Annotated in this window: 12 protein-coding genes; 7 read left to right on the top strand and 5 right to left on the bottom strand. The window is 57.4% G+C overall.

What is annotated here, in order from left to right; translation table 11 throughout:
* Nucleotides 1-75: 75 nt before the first annotated feature.
* Entirely contained in the window at nt 76-654 is a 579-nt protein-coding gene (locus G5154_RS13245; RefSeq protein WP_005341559.1) for a single-stranded DNA-binding protein, read from the bottom strand.
* A 370-nt stretch (nt 655-1024) separates the two neighbouring features.
* Here G5154_RS13245 and uvrA point away from each other — a divergent pair, with 370 nt between their 5' ends.
* The 5 genes from uvrA (at nt 1025) to G5154_RS13220 (ending at nt 10364) form a co-directional block, all read left to right on the top strand.
* On the top strand, nt 1025-3853 hold the full coding sequence (uvrA, locus tag G5154_RS13240; protein ID WP_421249962.1) for an excinuclease ABC subunit UvrA: 2829 nt from the start codon (nt 1025-1027) through the stop codon (nt 3851-3853).
* Between the two features lie 120 nt (nt 3854-3973).
* Complete coding sequence (locus G5154_RS13235; protein ID WP_421251058.1) at nt 3974-5647, top strand: diguanylate cyclase; 1674 nt, start codon at nt 3974-3976, stop codon at nt 5645-5647.
* Between the two features lie 458 nt (nt 5648-6105).
* Nucleotides 6106-6702 carry an OmpW family outer membrane protein gene (locus G5154_RS13230; protein WP_005340187.1) on the top strand — a complete coding sequence of 199 codons (597 nt, stop codon included), beginning with the start codon at nt 6106-6108 and terminating at the stop codon, nt 6700-6702.
* 222 nt (nt 6703-6924) lie between these two features.
* Nucleotides 6925-8904, top strand: a complete 1980-nt coding sequence (locus tag G5154_RS13225; protein ID WP_421251057.1) for a HAMP domain-containing methyl-accepting chemotaxis protein — start codon at nt 6925-6927, stop codon at nt 8902-8904.
* Nucleotides 8905-8912: 8 nt separating this feature from the next.
* Nucleotides 8913-10364 carry an ABC transporter substrate-binding protein gene (locus G5154_RS13220; RefSeq protein WP_421251056.1) on the top strand — a complete coding sequence of 484 codons (1452 nt, stop codon included), beginning with the start codon at nt 8913-8915 and terminating at the stop codon, nt 10362-10364.
* Nucleotides 10365-10443: 79 nt separating this feature from the next.
* Here G5154_RS13220 and G5154_RS13215 read toward each other — a convergent pair whose 3' ends face one another.
* Nucleotides 10444-11244 (bottom strand): GNAT family N-acetyltransferase, encoded by an 801-nt coding sequence (locus G5154_RS13215; protein WP_421251055.1) that lies wholly within the window; start codon nt 11242-11244, stop codon nt 10444-10446.
* Between the two features lie 329 nt (nt 11245-11573).
* Between G5154_RS13215 and metF the strand changes: the two genes are divergently transcribed.
* Entirely contained in the window at nt 11574-12470 is an 897-nt protein-coding gene (gene metF / locus G5154_RS13210; protein ID WP_005341548.1) for a methylenetetrahydrofolate reductase, read from the top strand.
* Nucleotides 12471-12526: 56 nt separating this feature from the next.
* On the opposite strand, the gene G5154_RS13205 is transcribed toward metF, so the two are convergent.
* Nucleotides 12527-13594, bottom strand: a complete 1068-nt coding sequence (locus G5154_RS13205) for a DUF3103 family protein (RefSeq protein ID WP_185228196.1) — start codon at nt 13592-13594, stop codon at nt 12527-12529.
* 120 nt (nt 13595-13714) lie between these two features.
* Nucleotides 13715-14890, bottom strand: coding sequence for a benzoate/H(+) symporter BenE family transporter (locus G5154_RS13200; protein WP_378006256.1), 1176 nt, complete (start codon nt 14888-14890; stop codon nt 13715-13717).
* 121 nt (nt 14891-15011) lie between these two features.
* Here G5154_RS13200 and G5154_RS13195 point away from each other — a divergent pair, with 121 nt between their 5' ends.
* Nucleotides 15012-15581: a helix-turn-helix domain-containing protein gene (locus G5154_RS13195; RefSeq protein ID WP_421251054.1), complete on the top strand. Its 570-nt coding sequence runs from the start codon at nt 15012-15014 to the stop codon at nt 15579-15581.
* A gap of 9 nt (nt 15582-15590) precedes the next feature.
* Here G5154_RS13195 and G5154_RS13190 read toward each other — a convergent pair whose 3' ends face one another.
* Nucleotides 15591-16787 (bottom strand): NnrS family protein, encoded by a 1197-nt coding sequence (locus G5154_RS13190; RefSeq protein WP_421251053.1) that lies wholly within the window; start codon nt 16785-16787, stop codon nt 15591-15593.
* Nucleotides 16788-17003: the final 216 nt, after the last annotated feature.

Below are 17003 nucleotides of genomic sequence, written 5' to 3'. Positions count from 1 at the left end.
TCTTGAGTTGAGCAGGTGGCTTTGTTCCAATAAAAAGACCCTGATTTGACAGGGTCTTTTTTTGTCATGTTCTTTTTAGAATGGAATGTCGTCGTCGAAATCCATCGGCGGTTCGTTATAGACCGGTGGCGCGGATTGCGGCTGCTGGGCCGGGCGGCTATAACCACCTTGCTGTTGCATGTTTTGCTGCGGAGCCGGCGCAGGGCGCGGCTGGTTCATCGGCTGCTGCATGGCTTGCTGTGGTTGACCCCAGCCACCTTGTTGACCACCCATGTTCTGGCCCATGCCCTGACCGCCTTGCGGACGGCCACCCAGCATCTGCATGACGCCGGTGAAGCTGTCGACCAGCACTTCAGTGGTGTAGCGCTCCTGGCCACTCTGATCCTGCCACTTGCGGGTCTGCAGTTTGCCTTCGACATAGACCTGTGAGCCTTTCTTCAGGTACTCGCCAGCCACTTCGGCCAGCTTGCCCATGAAAACGACGCGGTGCCACTCGGTGCGCTCTTTCTGCTCACCGGTCTGTTTGTCGCGCCAGGTTTCAGAGGTGGCCAGAGTAATGTTGGTCACAGCACCGCCACTCGGCATGTAGCGTACTTCCGGGTCTTGCCCGAGGTTACCGATCAGAATGACTTTATTGATGCCTCGACTGGCCATAATCTCTCTTCCACCTTTATATTCCGGTCAGGCAAGGCCTGGACCCACTAAATAAGTTACCGCGCTTTTTTCATGACCATGTCGTTATCATATTGAACAGCATGGTTTTTCTATAACCGTTGCAGCAATCAGAGTGCTCGTTTCGCGTGTTCTGATTCAGGTTTAGCCCCCAATAGTAACAGTTGATCACTCTGCGGGCGAGCGCTTGCTGGTGTGGATTGTGGGCAAACTCGCCGCCTTGGTCAGGGTGTGACGAACGGTCTATCCATCGTAAAAAAGGATAACGGCGATAGATAATGCCTGTCTATTCATCCAGTAGTCTCTATGCCATACTGACCCGCTCAGGTTTCCGTATCGAGCGTGCAACAAGATGGAAAAGATCGTGGTCCGGGGTGCTCGCACCCACAACCTCAAGAACATCAATCTGACCCTGCCCCGCGACAAGCTGATCGTGGTCACCGGCCTCTCCGGTTCGGGCAAATCCTCCCTGGCGTTCGATACCCTCTATGCAGAGGGGCAGCGCCGCTATGTGGAGTCCCTCTCCGCCTATGCCCGCCAGTTCCTCTCCCTGATGGAGAAGCCGGACGTCGACCATATCGAGGGGCTTTCGCCCGCTATCTCTATCGAGCAGAAGTCTACTTCCCACAATCCGCGCTCGACCGTCGGCACCATTACCGAAATCTACGACTACCTGCGTCTGTTGTTCGCCCGGGTCGGTGAGCCGCGCTGCCCGACCCATGCCATTCCGCTCGCTGCCCAGACCATCAGCCAGATGGTGGATCAGGTGCTGGCCCAACCGGAGGGGAGCAAGCTGATGCTGCTTGCCCCGGTAGTGCGCGATCGCAAGGGGGAACACACCAAGCTGCTGGAGAATCTGGCGGCCCAGGGCTACATCCGTGCCCGTATCGACGGCGAGGTGTGCGATCTCTCCGATCCTCCGACTCTGGAGCTGCACAAGAAGCACACCATCGAGGTGGTGGTGGACCGCTTCAAGGTGCGCGACGACCTGGCACTGCGTCTGGCCGAGTCGTTCGAAACGGCACTGACCCTCTCCGGCGGCATCGTACTGGTAGTGCCGATGGACGGGGAGGAGGGGGTTGCCCCCATGACCTTCTCCGCCAACTTCGCCTGCCCGGAGTGCGGCTACTCCATGTCGGAGCTGGAGCCGCGTATCTTCTCCTTCAACAACCCGGCCGGTGCCTGCCCTACCTGCGACGGCCTCGGGGTGCAGCAATATTTCGATCCGGCCAAGGTGATCGGCGATCCGGCTATCAGCTTGGCCAACGGCGCCATCCGTGGTTGGGACAAGCGCAGCTTCTACTACTTCCAGATGCTCAAATCCCTCTCCGAGCACTACAAGTTCGATCTGGAAACGCCGTGGGAGGATCTGCCACTCAAGACCCAAGAGGTGATCCTGCGCGGCTCCGGTCGCACCGAGATCGAGTTCCGTTACATGAACGATCGCGGCGACGTTGTGGTGCGCAAGCACCCGTTCGAGGGGATCCTGCACAACATGGAGCGGCGCTACCGGGAGACCGAGTCCAACTCGGTGCGTGAAGAGCTCTCCAAATACATCGCCAACAAATCCTGTACCAGCTGCGGTGGCAGCCGGCTGCGGGAGGAGGCGCGCCACGTCTTCGTCGACAACCGCAACCTGCCGGCCATCGCCGAGCAGTCCATCGGTGATGCGCTGGCCTTTTTTGAGGGGTTGAATCTGACCGGCCAGCGCGCCCAGATCGCCGAGAAGATCCTCAAAGAGATCGTCGAGCGGCTCGGCTTCCTGGTGAACGTTGGCCTCAACTACCTGAGCCTGTCGCGCAGTGCTGAGACCCTCTCCGGCGGTGAGGCGCAGCGGATCCGGCTGGCCAGCCAGATCGGTGCCGGTCTGGTAGGTGTCATGTATGTGCTGGACGAGCCCTCAATCGGCCTGCACCAACGCGACAATGAACGGCTGCTCAAGACCCTCACTCACCTGCGCGATCTCGGCAACACAGTGATCGTGGTGGAGCACGACGAGGATGCCATCCGCCTCGCGGACCATGTGCTCGACATCGGCCCGGGAGCCGGGGTGCACGGCGGGGCCATCGTCGCCCAGGGCACGCCGGAGGAGATCATTGCTAATCCCGAGTCGCTGACCGGTGACTACCTCTCTGGCCGCAAGCAGATCGCCATTCCTGCCGAGCGTACTCCGCTTACCGGCAAGTGGCTGAAGCTCAAGGGGGCGAGCGGCAATAACTTGCGCAACGTCAACCTGGATCTGCCCATCGGGGTGATGACTTGTGTCACCGGCGTCTCCGGCTCCGGCAAGTCGACCCTGATCAACGACACTCTGTTCCGCATTGCTCACCGTGAGCTCAACAAGGCGACCGAATCCACGCCAGCGCCTTATCGCAGCGTGGAGGGGTTGGAGCATCTGGACAAGGTGGTGGACATCGACCAGAGCCCCATCGGTCGAACCCCGCGCTCCAACCCAGCGACCTACACCGGCCTGTTTACCCCGATCCGTGAACTGCTCTCCGGCACCCAGGAGGCGCGATCGCGCGGTTACCAGCCGGGCCGCTTCTCCTTCAACGTGAAGGGGGGCCGCTGCGAGGCGTGTCAGGGGGATGGGGTCATCAAGGTAGAGATGCACTTCCTGCCGGATGTCTACGTACCGTGCGATGTCTGCAAAGGCAAGCGCTACAACCGCGAGACCCTGGAGGTGAAATACAAGGGCAAGAACATCCACGAAATCCTCGAGATGACGGTGGAAGATGCTCGCGAGTTCTTCGATCCGGTGCCGTCCGTGGCACGCAAGCTGCAGACCCTGATGGATGTGGGCCTCTCCTATATCCGGCTCGGCCAGTCGGCCACCACCCTGTCGGGCGGCGAGGCGCAGCGGGTCAAGCTGGCGCGCGAGCTCTCCAAGCGTGATACCGGTCAGACTCTCTACATCCTGGACGAGCCGACCACCGGGTTGCACTTCCACGATATCCAGCAATTGCTCAAGGTGCTGCACCAGCTGCGGGATCGCGGTAACACCATCGTCATCATCGAGCACAACCTTGATGTGGTAAAAACTGCCGACTGGATCGTCGATTTGGGACCGGAGGGAGGGGCAGGTGGTGGTCGCATTCTGGTGACGGGGACGCCGGAGGAGATTTGCATCAATAAAGAGTCTCATACAGCTCGTTTTTTGCGGCCACTATTGGCGCGATAAGCCGTTATAATCGAGGGGCCTTTGGCCCCTTTTTGTTATAAAAATCGGGAGCATGAGGAGAAGCGCGTCAAGTGGGGCAGGCTTGGCATCTCAGCGTCATGGTAATGGATATATCGGGTTATGGCTCAGGCTCCGCACACGATTGATCATCAGTTGGCTTACTCCATGCTCCCTATCTGGCTGGGGGCTATCCTGCTATTGCTGGTCCTGCTGGCGTGGGCCCAGATCCCGGCAGCCAGCCGGATTGAAGAGCAGCGAATGAAGGAACATCTGCTGCGCGTGACCAAGGCGGTGCAGGCGGATGTGGCCGCTCTGGACGCATTCAGTCGTGATTGGGGCATCTGGGATGACAGTCACCGCTTTATGGGCAACAAAAGCAGGACATATATCGAATCCAATCTGCTTAGTGATATGCCAATGCAGGACTTTCGCCTTAATCTGATGAGTTTCATTGACCTCACTGGTTACGAGGTCTGGACGCGCACTCTGCTGCCTGATGCGCCGGGGATCAACCCGGATCAGTTCCCCTACTTCCTGGATGAACTGAAAAAGCAGTTAAGGGAGCGCTCGGCTGCACAAGGGGGGATTAATCTGCATGGGATCCGGGCCTCCCAGTGGGGGCCGCTGATGTACTCATGGCAGCCGATCAGAAACAGTGATGAGTCGGCCCCGTTCAACGGTTTCTTGCTGGTTGTACGTTGGCTCGACAAGGCTTACCTCGAGCAAGTATCTGAGCGTACCGCTCTGCCACTGGCGATTTCCCACGCCAATCTGGATGTCTCCGCTACCTTCAAGCCACTGAAACCGCAAATAACGTATCGCCTGATTGACCTTGGGCTCACTCGGCTTAGGGGAGAGGTGCGACTGCTCAACAGCGATAACCTGCCGGTGCTGACTCTGGTGATTGAGGAGGAGAGAAAGATTTTGAGTGGCGTCATGGAGGGGGCGCTCTGGACCTTTATCGGCATGCTGTTTATCAGTTTTATCTGCGTCATGATCGCCATGTATCGGCTCAATAGCATTGTGCTTACCCCGTTGCAGCAGCTGGTGTCGGCGCTGCAACGCTTTGGCGATCGGCCAGATGCCACCTTGATCCCCTATATCGACAGCAGCGCAGAGATGGCGACCCTGAGCGGCAAGTTCAGGGAGATGGCCAGCAAGGTTAGTCAGCAACATGATGATTTGTTGGAAAAATCCAGCCAGATGGAGATGGCTGCATTCACCGATCCCTTGACCCGTTGCTTCAATCGTCGCTATCTCGATGGTTGGTTGCAGGCCAACCGGGCCAAACCTTGTCTGTTATTGCTGCTGGATCTGGATCATTTCAAGCGGATCAATGACCGCCTTGGCCATGACATCGGGGATCTGGTGCTGAAACAGTTGGCGGATCTGCTGCGCAAGGTGGTGACAGGAGAGCGCGAGCCTATCATCCGGCTGGGCGGGGAGGAGTTCTTGTTGCTGTTGCAGGTGGATGACGAGCAAGAGTTGGCGCTGCGGGTCGAATATCTGCGCCAGCGTGTCGCTCGGCACCGCTTTGGCAGAGAGGATGCGCCACTCTGGTTGACGGTGTCGCTGGGGTTCTGCCGCTATCCGTTGCACCCGGAGTGCCCGGATTCATTCTGGAGCCATAGCTTCAAACTGGCGGACATGGCGCTGTATCAGGCCAAAGTCGGTGGGCGCAATCGGTGGTGTGGCTACGCTGGTAGCCTCTCTGCGGAGGGAATGGGCCAGACTCCGGAACAGCTTGCCGAAGGGGGGCATATCACCCTGCTGCACTCTGTCAATCCGGATTAACCCTGCCGTACCAATACCAGATAGGCCAGGGCGACAATAAAACCGAGCAGGATAAAGAGAAAGGATCCGATTCCCCACACGGCCGCGAGAAAGGCCCCCACCTTTTGCCATTTCGACTCATTTTTCATAAATAAACCATTACTTCCCAGTAACTTGCATGGCGCAAAAAATACGCTGATTTACCCATATAAACAACAATTAATCGCCGCACTGCCGTGCAATAAGATGTGGTTTGTTTGCTCCTTTTGGCGCTGAATGCGGGTAGTTACAACCTGTCGAAACAGGTATTTCAGCTTGTTGTCTGGGGGCTCAACGAGATTGAGATGGCGCGCAAAGATGTCACACCAATCGATTTATTTCTGTGCAACCTTTGCTCCAAGTCAATAACTTTGCATTTACAAGGGCATATAGTCAGCGGGCTTACAGCATCAAATGAAAACAAAAAAAGGGATTACGTGATGAAAAAATTACTTCCTCTGATGATTGCCGCTGCAGTGACCTCTCCTTTCGCCATGGCCCATCAGGCTGGTGATATTCTGGTTCGTGGTGGTTTGGCATTTGTATCGCCGCAGGAAAGCAGCACGCCTGTAGAGCTGGAAATTAATGACAACATGCAATTGGGATTGACTCTCTCTTACATGATTACTGATAACTGGGGTGTCGAGTTGCTGGCTGCAACCCCTTTCTCTCATTCAGTCAAACTGGGTGGCGCTGAAGTGGCCAAGATCAAGCATCTGCCGCCGACTCTGATGGGTCAGTACTATTTTGGCGATGCCCAGAGCAAGGTTCGCCCGTATGTCGGTATTGGCGTGAACTACACCACCTTCTTTGATGAAGAGGGTCGTGGTGCACTGTCAGGAACCGATGTCAAAGTCGATGACTCCTGGGGTGTTGCCGGACAAGTTGGTATCGATATGGCGATCACTGACCGCTGGTTTGTCAACGGTTCAGCTTGGATCATGGATATCGATACCGATGTCCATACAGCGATTGGCACCATTAATACCAAGGTCGACCCGATGGCCTTTATGGTGGGTGTTGGCTACCGCTTCTAATGATTCTGACTGCGGTTCTGAACGGACCGCGGAAGATAGCAAAGTACGTCTCTTTCAGCCCGGCTTGTGCCGGGCTTTTTTCGTATGGCTGATTTTGTCTGTACTGTGATCCAACCCGATACAAATCAATTAAATACCTGCCGCTTTATTTCAGTTATTCGCCACCCCTGCCGATAGTGACTATGTTCACTTTACCTTCCCCCAATGAGTGAGGATGTCTCCATGGGTTTATCTATCGTACAGCGGATCATCGCCGGATTTGTGTTGATGCTGCTGTTGCTGATCCTGCTTGGAGTGATCAGTACCTTTAAAATCAAGGGTATAAATGACGGTCTCTCTGCCGTATCTGACCGTGCAACCCCGCTGGTAGTCGCTGTCGCAGGCCTCAAGGGGGCACTGCAGGATAGTAACCGCTGGGTGCTGGTCTACCGTACCAGTGAAGATGCCGCCCAGTTGCCGCAGTTGGCCAATCAGTTCAAGGAGCAGCAGAACCGCTTTGCCCAGCTGAGTCAGGAGATGGGTAAATTTACCGGCGTAGCGGATGCCCGAGCCCGTTTCCAGCAGGTCGAGAGTGCCACCACCCAATTCTATGGCTTGGCGGATCAGGTGTTGGCCCAGCATAGGCAGTGGGTCAGTGCACTGGATCAGCGCCACAAGCTGGAGATGGAATTTATCCGCCTTGAGGATACCTACCAGTGGGCGGCTGATCTGCTGTTGCAACAGACGGCCAGCAAGCGTTCCATGCGCAACAAGGCGGAACTCATTACCTCAGGGATCGCCCGCGATCTGAAGAATATCCGCCGTGCCGATGCCAAAACCGACCTGAACGAGCTGGAAAAGGTGCTTAGCAAGGATATCGAGATGGCCCGCAAGCGTCTGGAGCGTGTACTGGTGCCCGATGATGTGAAAGCGCGCTTTGTCTCCAACCTGGATCGGATGCAGGAGCTGGCGCTCGGCGCTCAGGGCTTGCTGGCGACCATGCGTCAGGCCCAACAACTGGAGCTGTCGTTGGCTACTCAGAATCAACAGCTGGATGCCAGTCTGGTCAACTGCCTCAATTTGCTCGATGAGATGGGCAAGTCTGCCGGAGCCATCGCCAGCGAGAGCCGTGTCAATGCGGATGAGGCGGTCAGCAGTGCCAGCTTCTGGATCCTGGTGGTTGCCGCGATGTCGGCTGCTGCCGCACTGGTGATCGGCTATACCACGGCACGCAGCATTCAGCGTCCGTTGCAGATGATCAACAAGGAGCTCGATTACATGGCGGCCGGCGACATGACACGGCGCATCAACTACCGCAGCAGTTGCGAATTTGGCAGCCTCTCTCGCTCCATTGATACGCTGGCGGGCAAGACTGGCGAGCTGCTCTCCCAAATCAATGCGGGCTCCCGCCATCTGGTGGACGAGGCGAGTCGCGCTGCCGAGATCAGCGAACGGGCCATGTCCCGGGTGCAGGAGCAGAAGAGCCAGACCGATCAGGTAGCCGCCGCCATTACCGAGTTGGAAGTGAGTGCGACCGAGGTGGCCCGCTCTACCGATGGCACCAAGCGGGAAGTGGATCTGGCTGACGAAGAGGCGCGCAATGGTCGCCAGAAAGTGGCCATCACTCGCCGGATCACCGAGCAGCTGGCTGGTGCCATGGAGGAGGCTGTCGGCATCACCTACAAACTTGGGGAATTCAGTAACAATATCGGCAGCATTCTCGATGTGATCCGCAGTATTGCCGAGCAAACCAACCTGCTGGCCTTGAACGCCGCCATCGAAGCCGCCCGTGCTGGCGATGCTGGCCGCGGTTTCGCGGTGGTGGCCGATGAAGTGCGGGCGCTGGCCAATCGCACCCAGACCTCGACCGAAGAGATCCAGGGGATGATTGAGAACCTGCAAAGCTCCAGCAAGCATGTGGTTGAAGTGATGGGGCGCAGCCAAGAGCAGACCCAGAGCTGTGTCGAGCAGACTCGCGAGATGGATGTTGCGCTGCAATCGATTGCCGATCGGATGAGTGCCATCAAGTCGATGGCTGATCAGGTGGCCCATGCCGCTCAGGAGCAGATCTCCGTCAGTCAGGGGGTCGCTCGTCATATCGCCGGTATTGCCGATGTGGCATACGAAACGGAGCGGGAGGCGCGCGAATCCGCCAGCAGCAGTGAAGTGCTGGCCGACCTGGTCGCCAAACAGCAGCAATTGATCTCACATTTCAAGGTCTAGGAGGGCTTATGTCTAAAAAGTGGATTGGAGCCCTGAGTCTCCTGTTGTGTGGCCAGCTGATGGCCAGCGAGCTGGTGATTGAAAGCTGGCGAACCGATGACAAGGCGTTGTGGGAGCAGAAGATTATCCCGGCGTTTGAAGCGGCGCATCCCGGCATAAAGGTGAGTTTTCATCCGGTGCAGAACGTCAACTACATGCCCACTCTGTGGGAGAGCCTGAAAGGGGGCAAGGCGGGGGATCTCATTACCTGTCGTCCGTTTGATGACTCGCTTGCCTTGTTCAAGGCGGGACATCTGGCCGAGCTGACCGAGATGGCGGGGATGGAGAACTTCCCGAGTTTTGCCCAGTCACCCTGGCAGACCGATTCCGGTGCCCAGACCTTCTGTGTACCCATGGCGTCGGTTATCCATGGCTTCTTCTATAACAAGAAGATCTTCAGTGAGTTGGGGCTGACATTGCCGCAAACCCGCGATCAGTTCTTTGCCGTGCTGGACAAGATCAAGGCTGATGGGCGCTATGTGCCGTTGGCCATGAGCGGTGCCGAGAGTTGGGTTGCCTCAGAGCTTGGCTTCCAGAATATTGGCCCCAACTACTGGAAGGGAGAGGACGGCCGTCTGGCTCTGATCGGCGGGCAGGAGCGGTTGGATAACCCGCAATATGTGAAGGTGTTCGATGAGCTGGCCCGCTGGCGTTCCTACCTTGGCGAGGGGGCCGAGAGCCGCGATTATGCGACCAGCAACGAACTGTTTACCTCCGGCAAGGCCGCTTTCTATGTTGCAGGATCCTGGGAGATTACCCCCTTCACCGGCAAGGTCGATTTTGGCGTCATGCGCCCGCCGGTGGCCAAACAGGGGGATGGCTGTTTCTTTACCGACCACACCGATATCGGTATGGGGATGAATCCGGCCAGCAAGAACAAAGAGGGGGCGATGGCTTTCCTGCAGTGGCTGACGACGCCGCAATTTGCCGAGCTCTATACCAATTCGTTGCCGGGATTCTTTTCCCTCTCCAACCACTTCTTCGATGTCACCAATCCGGCGGCTAAAGAGATGATGGAGTGGCGGGATCAGTGTGACTCGACCATTCGGGTGGCGACTCAGATCCTCTCCCGTGGTACGCCCAAGTTGGGGGATGAGCTGGCCGAGGTGAGTCAGGCTGTGTTGCTCGGCAAGATGGAGCCCAAGGCTGCCGCGGATCGACTGGAAAGTGGCTTGAAGAGCTGGTATGCCCCTCATCAGGGCAACAAGGCCAAGAGCGCGGATTGTCAGTGTGATGCGGTTGTCCCTGCCCCTGCTTCGGCTTCAGCGCCGGCGACTGAGGTGTCCGCAGCCCCAGCGACCAGTGAAACGCCTGCAGTGGTGGCACCCGCAGAGCCCGCATCTGCGGCCGCTGCACCATTACCGGCGCAGTCTGATGAGGTGGAGCAGGCACTCTCGAACGAGCTGGAAGCTTCGCAGTAATAACTCATCAGCATAAATGACAAGCGGGAGGCATCAGCCTCCCGTTTTTATTGATGGTTTGCGGCCAGAGCTAATCGCTTTATTGTGTGTCGTGTGGCCAGCGGCAGAGGCTGCCGATGCGGGCAACCGGGGCAAATCCCAGAGAGCGGTAAATGCGCTGGGCATGGTAGTGCTCGTCGGCCACTATGATCAGCTGTTTGGCGCGCGACAATCCAGCGCGAGCCACTTGACTCAGTAACTGGCGGCATAACCCCTGGTTTCGCCACGCCTGGTGAGTGCGCACCAACTGGAAGCGCCCCAGTGTGCCGCAAAAGAAGAGGCCGCAGCTGGCGACCAGTTGCCCCTCTTGCCAGATCCCCCACCAGTCCCCGAGACCATCGGCAATCATGGCCTGATAGAGCGCCTGGCGGGATCGCAGATAGGGAAGATAGCTCTGTTCCGAGTGTCCCTCATCCCGTTCATGGAGTTCGAAGTCGAGCCACTCAGGCCAATCAGCAGTGGTGAAGGTACGTGCCTCAACCTTGTTCATGTCGCCGTGAGGAGGTGGGCAACTCTGTTCATCCAGTGCCAGCACCACACACTCCATATATTGGTATCCCGTTGCGACAAAACCGGCGATCCGGCTGTTTTGTCCGGCCGCCAGTGGCCATTGGAAGGTGCGGTGGCGCACTCGAGGATCCTGGCCGATCAACTGATCGAATGCGGCTTCCAGCCAGCCTTTGTCACGGTCGCTGGGTGGGGTGGGGAGCAGCAGGTAGTTGCCGAAGTAGTAATCGGGAGCATCCGGTGTGCGAACCGCCCAGAACTGATCGTGCTGAACGACCTCGCCTTGATAGCGATCGAACAGCAAGTCGGTGGCAAAGCCGGGGTGGGTATCCATGATGATGCTCCTGCAAAGACTCATTCTGTTATCGGCAGGAGTGGGAAATAGATGAAAAGGGGCCGGAGAAGCCTCCGGCCAAACAATCACACGCAGATTCAGAACGTCCAGGACGATCTGCCCTCATCATAACTCGACTGGTGCGATTTTGGGATGGGCACAGTTCGGTTACGTACCGTTAATTTTATAAATATGAAGTTCGTCAGATCGGATGTGAGGTAATTCCCTGTTGACTTTGTCCCGTTTTGCTCATAAATATAAAGACGTTTAGACGTCCAAACATCCGTTTTGACGTAGACAGATGGATTGCAGGACAGGGAGAAGAGCAGATGGGATTTCACAGTGCACGTCAGGTTGAAGCGCTCAACCAGAGTCTGGCAGATTTGAATGGCGATATATCGGTCAGTTTCGAGTTTTTCCCGCCCAACAGCGAAGGGATGGAAAACACGCTCTGGCAGTCCATTGAGCGACTGAAAGTGCTGGAACCCAAGTTTGTCTCCGTGACCTACGGCGCTAATTCAGGTACCCGGGACCGTACTCACAAGGTGATCAAGGATATCAAGGAGCGCACCGGCCTGATTGCCGCGCCCCACCTGACCTGTATCGATGCCAGCCGCGACGAGTTGCGTACCATTGCCCGCGACTACTGGAACAGCGGGATCCGCCATATTGTTGCGCTGCGTGGTGATCTGCCTCAGGGGTTGGAGAAGCCCGAGATGTATGCGACCGATCTGGTTGCCCTGCTCAAGGCAGAGGCTGACTTCGATATCTCGGTGGCTGCTTATCCGGAAGGTCACCCGGAGGCGAAGAGCGCCCAGTCGGATCTGCTCAACCTCAAGCGCAAGATCGATGCCGGTGCCAACCGCGCCATTACCCAGTTCTTCTTCGATGTGGAGACCTATCTGCGTTTTCGGGATCGCTGTGCCGCCATCGGTATTGATGCCGAAATCGTGCCGGGGATCCTGCCGGTCTCCAACTACCAGACCCTGGCCAAGTTTGCCGGCTTCACCAACGTGAAGATCCCGCGCTGGATGCATCAGCGTTTTGAAGGGTTGGAGAACGACCAGATGACTCGTAATCTGGTGGGGGCGAGTATCGCCATCGATCAGGTACGGGTGCTGAGTCAGGAAGGGGTCAAGGATTTCCACTTCTATACCCTGAACCGATCCGAATTAACCTATGCCATCTGCCACACCCTGGGGGTGCGACCGAAAGGTCAGCCGTAACCGCCAGAGGGATAAAAAGCCAATGAGTCGCTCATTGGCTTTTTTATGGCTACCCGTCAGGGTCTGGTCGGGGCGATCTCTTTCGGCTCGAGATCGATCACCGCATTGCCTGCCGCTCCCGGATACTGATGATAACTCTGGTCCTGCTCCAGGGTGTAGAAGGTATCCAGATAGTCATCGTCGTTGGTCATCCAGGAGTCGGGCAGCGCCTTGACGATACGACCGCCCAGATCGAGGAAGGGGAGTCCCTCCGGCACTCCGCCAGCGGTAAAGCCGAGCTTGAGCGCCTCAATCAGCAGGTCTGCCAGCTCCTTGTAGTTGACGTTGTCATCCTGCTCCATCATCACGATATCAACCGCACCCCAGCGGTAGCGATCCCAGTAAACCAAGATCTGGTTGGGGGTGTAGTCGGTATTGTCATAGTCGAGGTAGGGCATATCGACGATATCGACCACGGGTTCATCCCGACTGGGGTTGACCCCGGCGACGACGGCATAAACCTCGGCAGCACCGAGCAGCCATGGCTCTTGATCATCTTTCAGTCTGATCTTTTTCAGGATGCTTGTTTTGAGCGGTGCAGTGTTGGCTGAGGCTTTGGGTTGGACGGCCTGCATATCGGCTGCGGCAAACGCCTTGCGCATCACCTGCAGACCGGCATTTTTGGCTTTTACTGGATCGGCTTCGACCACGAGCACGGGTCGGGCCGGTGCCTTGTCGACATCCAGATAGACCGGATTGCCGGCGCTGTCGAACGCTTCGATGGCACTCCAGCTCTTCTCATCACCGCTCGGGACATAAGCGACCAGCGGTTCAACCCCCTGTTGCAAGGCGGCAGCCTGTTCCGGGTTGGCCAGCCGCAGCTGCATCAACTGCTTCACTTCCCCGTCGAGCCCTTGTCGGGCGATCGCTGCCTGATTGGCATCGGTTGCTTGCCGTTTAAGGCGAGTGGGCGCTTTCTTCAACAACTCGGGCAGCGGGCTTTGGTACTGAGGATTGCTCACCAGAGGCAGCAAACTCTTCTGTTGTAGCGCGAGCTGGCGCGCCAGCTCCCGATCCGTATCGGCAGCCTGGACGCTCGTGGCGCCCAGTATGGCCAGCAATAACAAGACAGCCTGACTTTTCATTTTTATTCTCCGTTATATGAACCTGACAGGCGGCAAATTGGGAAGAAGATGCCGCCTGATGCCACTAGATTAAAATTAGTTTCAGTTGTGAACTATTTTGTACGGAGAGTGTGGAATGGTTCACGGTTTGTGATCCAATTGATTCCTTTGTCGATAAATTTGGATGCCATAGAGCCCTATGCCGATGAGCAGTCCCCAGCAGGCGGCAGCGATGCCGAGCAGGTTGATACCGGAAGCTGTGATGATGAAGGTCAGCAGGGCGGCCTCACGGGCATCATCGTGTTGCAATGCGGTGTGCAGGCTGCTGCCGATGGTGCCGAGCAGGGCCAACCCGGCGACACAGGTCACCAGTGTCGCCGGGAAGGCAGTGAACAGCGCCGCCACCGTGGCACCGAAACAGCCGGTCAGCAGATAGAAGCAGCCAGCCCACACTGCCGCGGGCCAGCGCCGCTTGGCATCCGGATCCACCTCTTTCCCCATGCAGATGGCAGCAGTGATGGCCGCCAGGTTGAAGGCGTAACCGCCGAATGGAGCCAGCAGCAGACCGGTCAGGCCGGTCCAGGTGATGAGAGATGAGGTGGCGGGCTGATAGCCGTGGGCCCGTAAAATGGTAATGCCCGGCATGTTCTGGGAGGTCATGGTGACGATGAACAGTGGCAGAGCGATACCGAACAGGGCACCAAGGGAGAACTCTGGCCAGGTCATGACCGGGCCGGCCAGTTGCCAGTGAATGGTGTCAAGCAGCAGTTCTCCTCTCAACAGGCAGATGAGAATGCCGACCGTCAGCACCAGTACCATGGTATAGCGTGGCCATAGATGGCGGCCGAGCAGGAATGCCAGCAACAGGCTGCCGAGCAGCATGGGATCTGCCGGCGCGACTTTGAACAGATCCAGTCCGAATTTGAGCAGTACCCCGGCGAGCATGGCCGCTGCCAGTTGGGCGGGGATATGACGCATTAGCCGATCGAACCAGCCGCTGATGCCGCACAGGGTGATCAGCAGGGAAGAGATAATGAAGGCGCCGATGGCCTCGGCCAGGGTGAAGTTACCCAGGCAGGTGATGAGCAGGGCGGCCCCCGGGGTCGACCAGGCGGTCAAGACGGGGATGCGGTAATAGAGGGAGAGGCCGATGCAGCTGATGCCCATGCCGATACCCAGCGTCCATAACCAGGATGCGAACTGGGCTGCATCAGCCCCCGCTGCCGTGGCTGCCTGAATGATCAGGATGACCGAACTGGTATAACCGACCATCACGGCGATGAAGCCGGCGACCAGATGGGGAAGGGCAAAGGGCATATAACGTCCTTGTGGGGCTGTGGCGGTTTGTGCGTTATTGCGTACAATATTGCACCAGACTATATCGATGTGCGTTATAGCGCACAAGGCAATTAATGCTGGCGCAATTAAAGAGGCAGTCATGCAAGAGGTGAATCGGCATCTGGCACAACGTCTGAAGGGGTTACGCAGTGAACTGGGCTGGAGCCTGGATGTTGCGGCGCGAGAGACTGGCGTCAGCAAGGCGATGCTGGGCCAGATTGAGCGAGGGGAATCGAGCCCGACGGTTGCCACTTTGTGGAAGATCGCGACCGGCTTTCGGGTCTCTTTCTCCAGCTTCATCGAGCCGACTCCGGCAGAGCAGGGGGAAGTGCTATATCGCACCGCAGATGCGATTCGCCAGCAGCCTGCGGGAGAGGGCATGCAGGTCGCCCCTCTCTTCCCTTATGAGAGGCGCTTTGGATTCGAACTGTTTGAGCTGACTCTGTTGCCCGGTTATCAACGAGAATCAGAACCCCATGAGCCCGGAGTGACCGAGCATGTCATCGTCATCAGCGGCCAGATGGAAGTGCTGGTGGATGGAGAGTGGCGTTCCTTGACACAGGGAGAGGCGGTGCGTTTTGCGGCTGATCGCCCTCATGGCTATCGCAATCAGGGGGTGGCCCCGGCTATCTTCCACAATCTGATCCACTATCCGGCCAGCAGGTCTTGAGCTGGTGGCTCAGCCAGGTCGCCCATCTGCACGAGGGCTGGTCAGTATGGGGGCATAGACCCAGACAAACAGAGCATACGCCAGGCTCCAGGCTAGGCCGCTCAGGTTCCAGCCGTGCAGGGTATAGGCAGGCCAGAATAGCGGGATCACGACCCTGAGTAGGGCGGCCATGATCACCAGCGCGAACGCGTACTGGATCCTGCGCCCCACCTGCAAGGCCCGGCCACTGTGACCAAGGGAGACCCGGGCTATCATCCCTAGGATCATGGTCCCCATGCAGCCGGCACTGAGCAGGTGGCTGGCCAGCGACAGGCTTATGGGCAGGCCGGCAGCCAGAGCACCAAGGGCGAGCAGGCCGAGGGGAATAAACAGGTAGGCGAGGTGCAGCGACCACAAGAGGGGCTGGCCAAGAGTGGACGGCACTCGCCAACGCAACTGGCGCCACAGATGCAAAACGGCCGCCACTATATATAGAGGGAACATATAGATGCTGGTGGTCCACTGTGTGGGTAGCAGCAGCCAGCTCACCAGGGTGAGCCACAGCGTGGCAAGAGCCCCTCGCTCCAGCCAGAGAATAGGAACAGCTTTTTCAATCCCGGTGGCTCTGGCGGTAAAGAAGGGGATGACTCGCCCTCCCATCACGGCGATGAGGTTCGTAAACAAGAGCACAGCGGTAATGAACAGATGTTCCATATCTACCCACTGTGCCTGCCACAGCCAGCTGGCAGCGTTGAGCAGGGTCAGAACAACCAGCAGAGGCACAAAGAAGAGGTTGCGCCATTGTTTAGTCTGCACGATAGGTTTGGCCAGATACCAAGCGCAAAGCGGCAGCCAGAGCAGGTCTGCCGCCATCAGCAGGGTATTGTGCTCGCCCAACCAGGGCAGCAATGCCCTCGGCAATGCCCACAGCACCACGATCAGCACAAGCGGCCAGCTTCTAACCCCTGGGTGAGCTGTCCAGTTTTGCACTGCGGTCAGCAGAAATCCTGCAACAATTGCCGCTCCGAAGCCAAACAACATCTCGTGAGCATGCCACCAGATGGGATTGCCAATCCCCGGCAGGACGAACCAGCCATTGAGCTGCCCAAGCCAGCCCAGCATTGCCAATGTTGAGAACAAGGCGCCGAGCAGGAAGAAAGGCCGAAACCCGAGGCGGAACAGAGGAACAATGTTCTCCTCTTTACGGCTATCCAGGATCTGATGCATGACGAAACCTTAATTGAACATTTGAAAAGCCAATTATAAATTGGCTTTTCAAATGTTCAATTAAAACCGATATGCTGATAAGGGCAAGAAGTGAGAGGGCTGTGATAAACCGTGGCCGATAGCCTGATTTGGCTATTGAGGTGCCTGCAGTAAGCTGATTTCGCCGGTTTAATATGCTGATTGGTGGCTTTGTGAGCTAACGAACAGCAAAAGTCA

Source organism: Aeromonas sp. 600527, assembly GCF_049175415.1.
Taxonomy (GTDB): domain Bacteria; phylum Pseudomonadota; class Gammaproteobacteria; order Enterobacterales; family Aeromonadaceae; genus Aeromonas; species Aeromonas veronii_A.
Note: the sequence above shows the minus strand (reverse complement) of the source record. Positions and strands in the feature narration are given on the sequence as shown.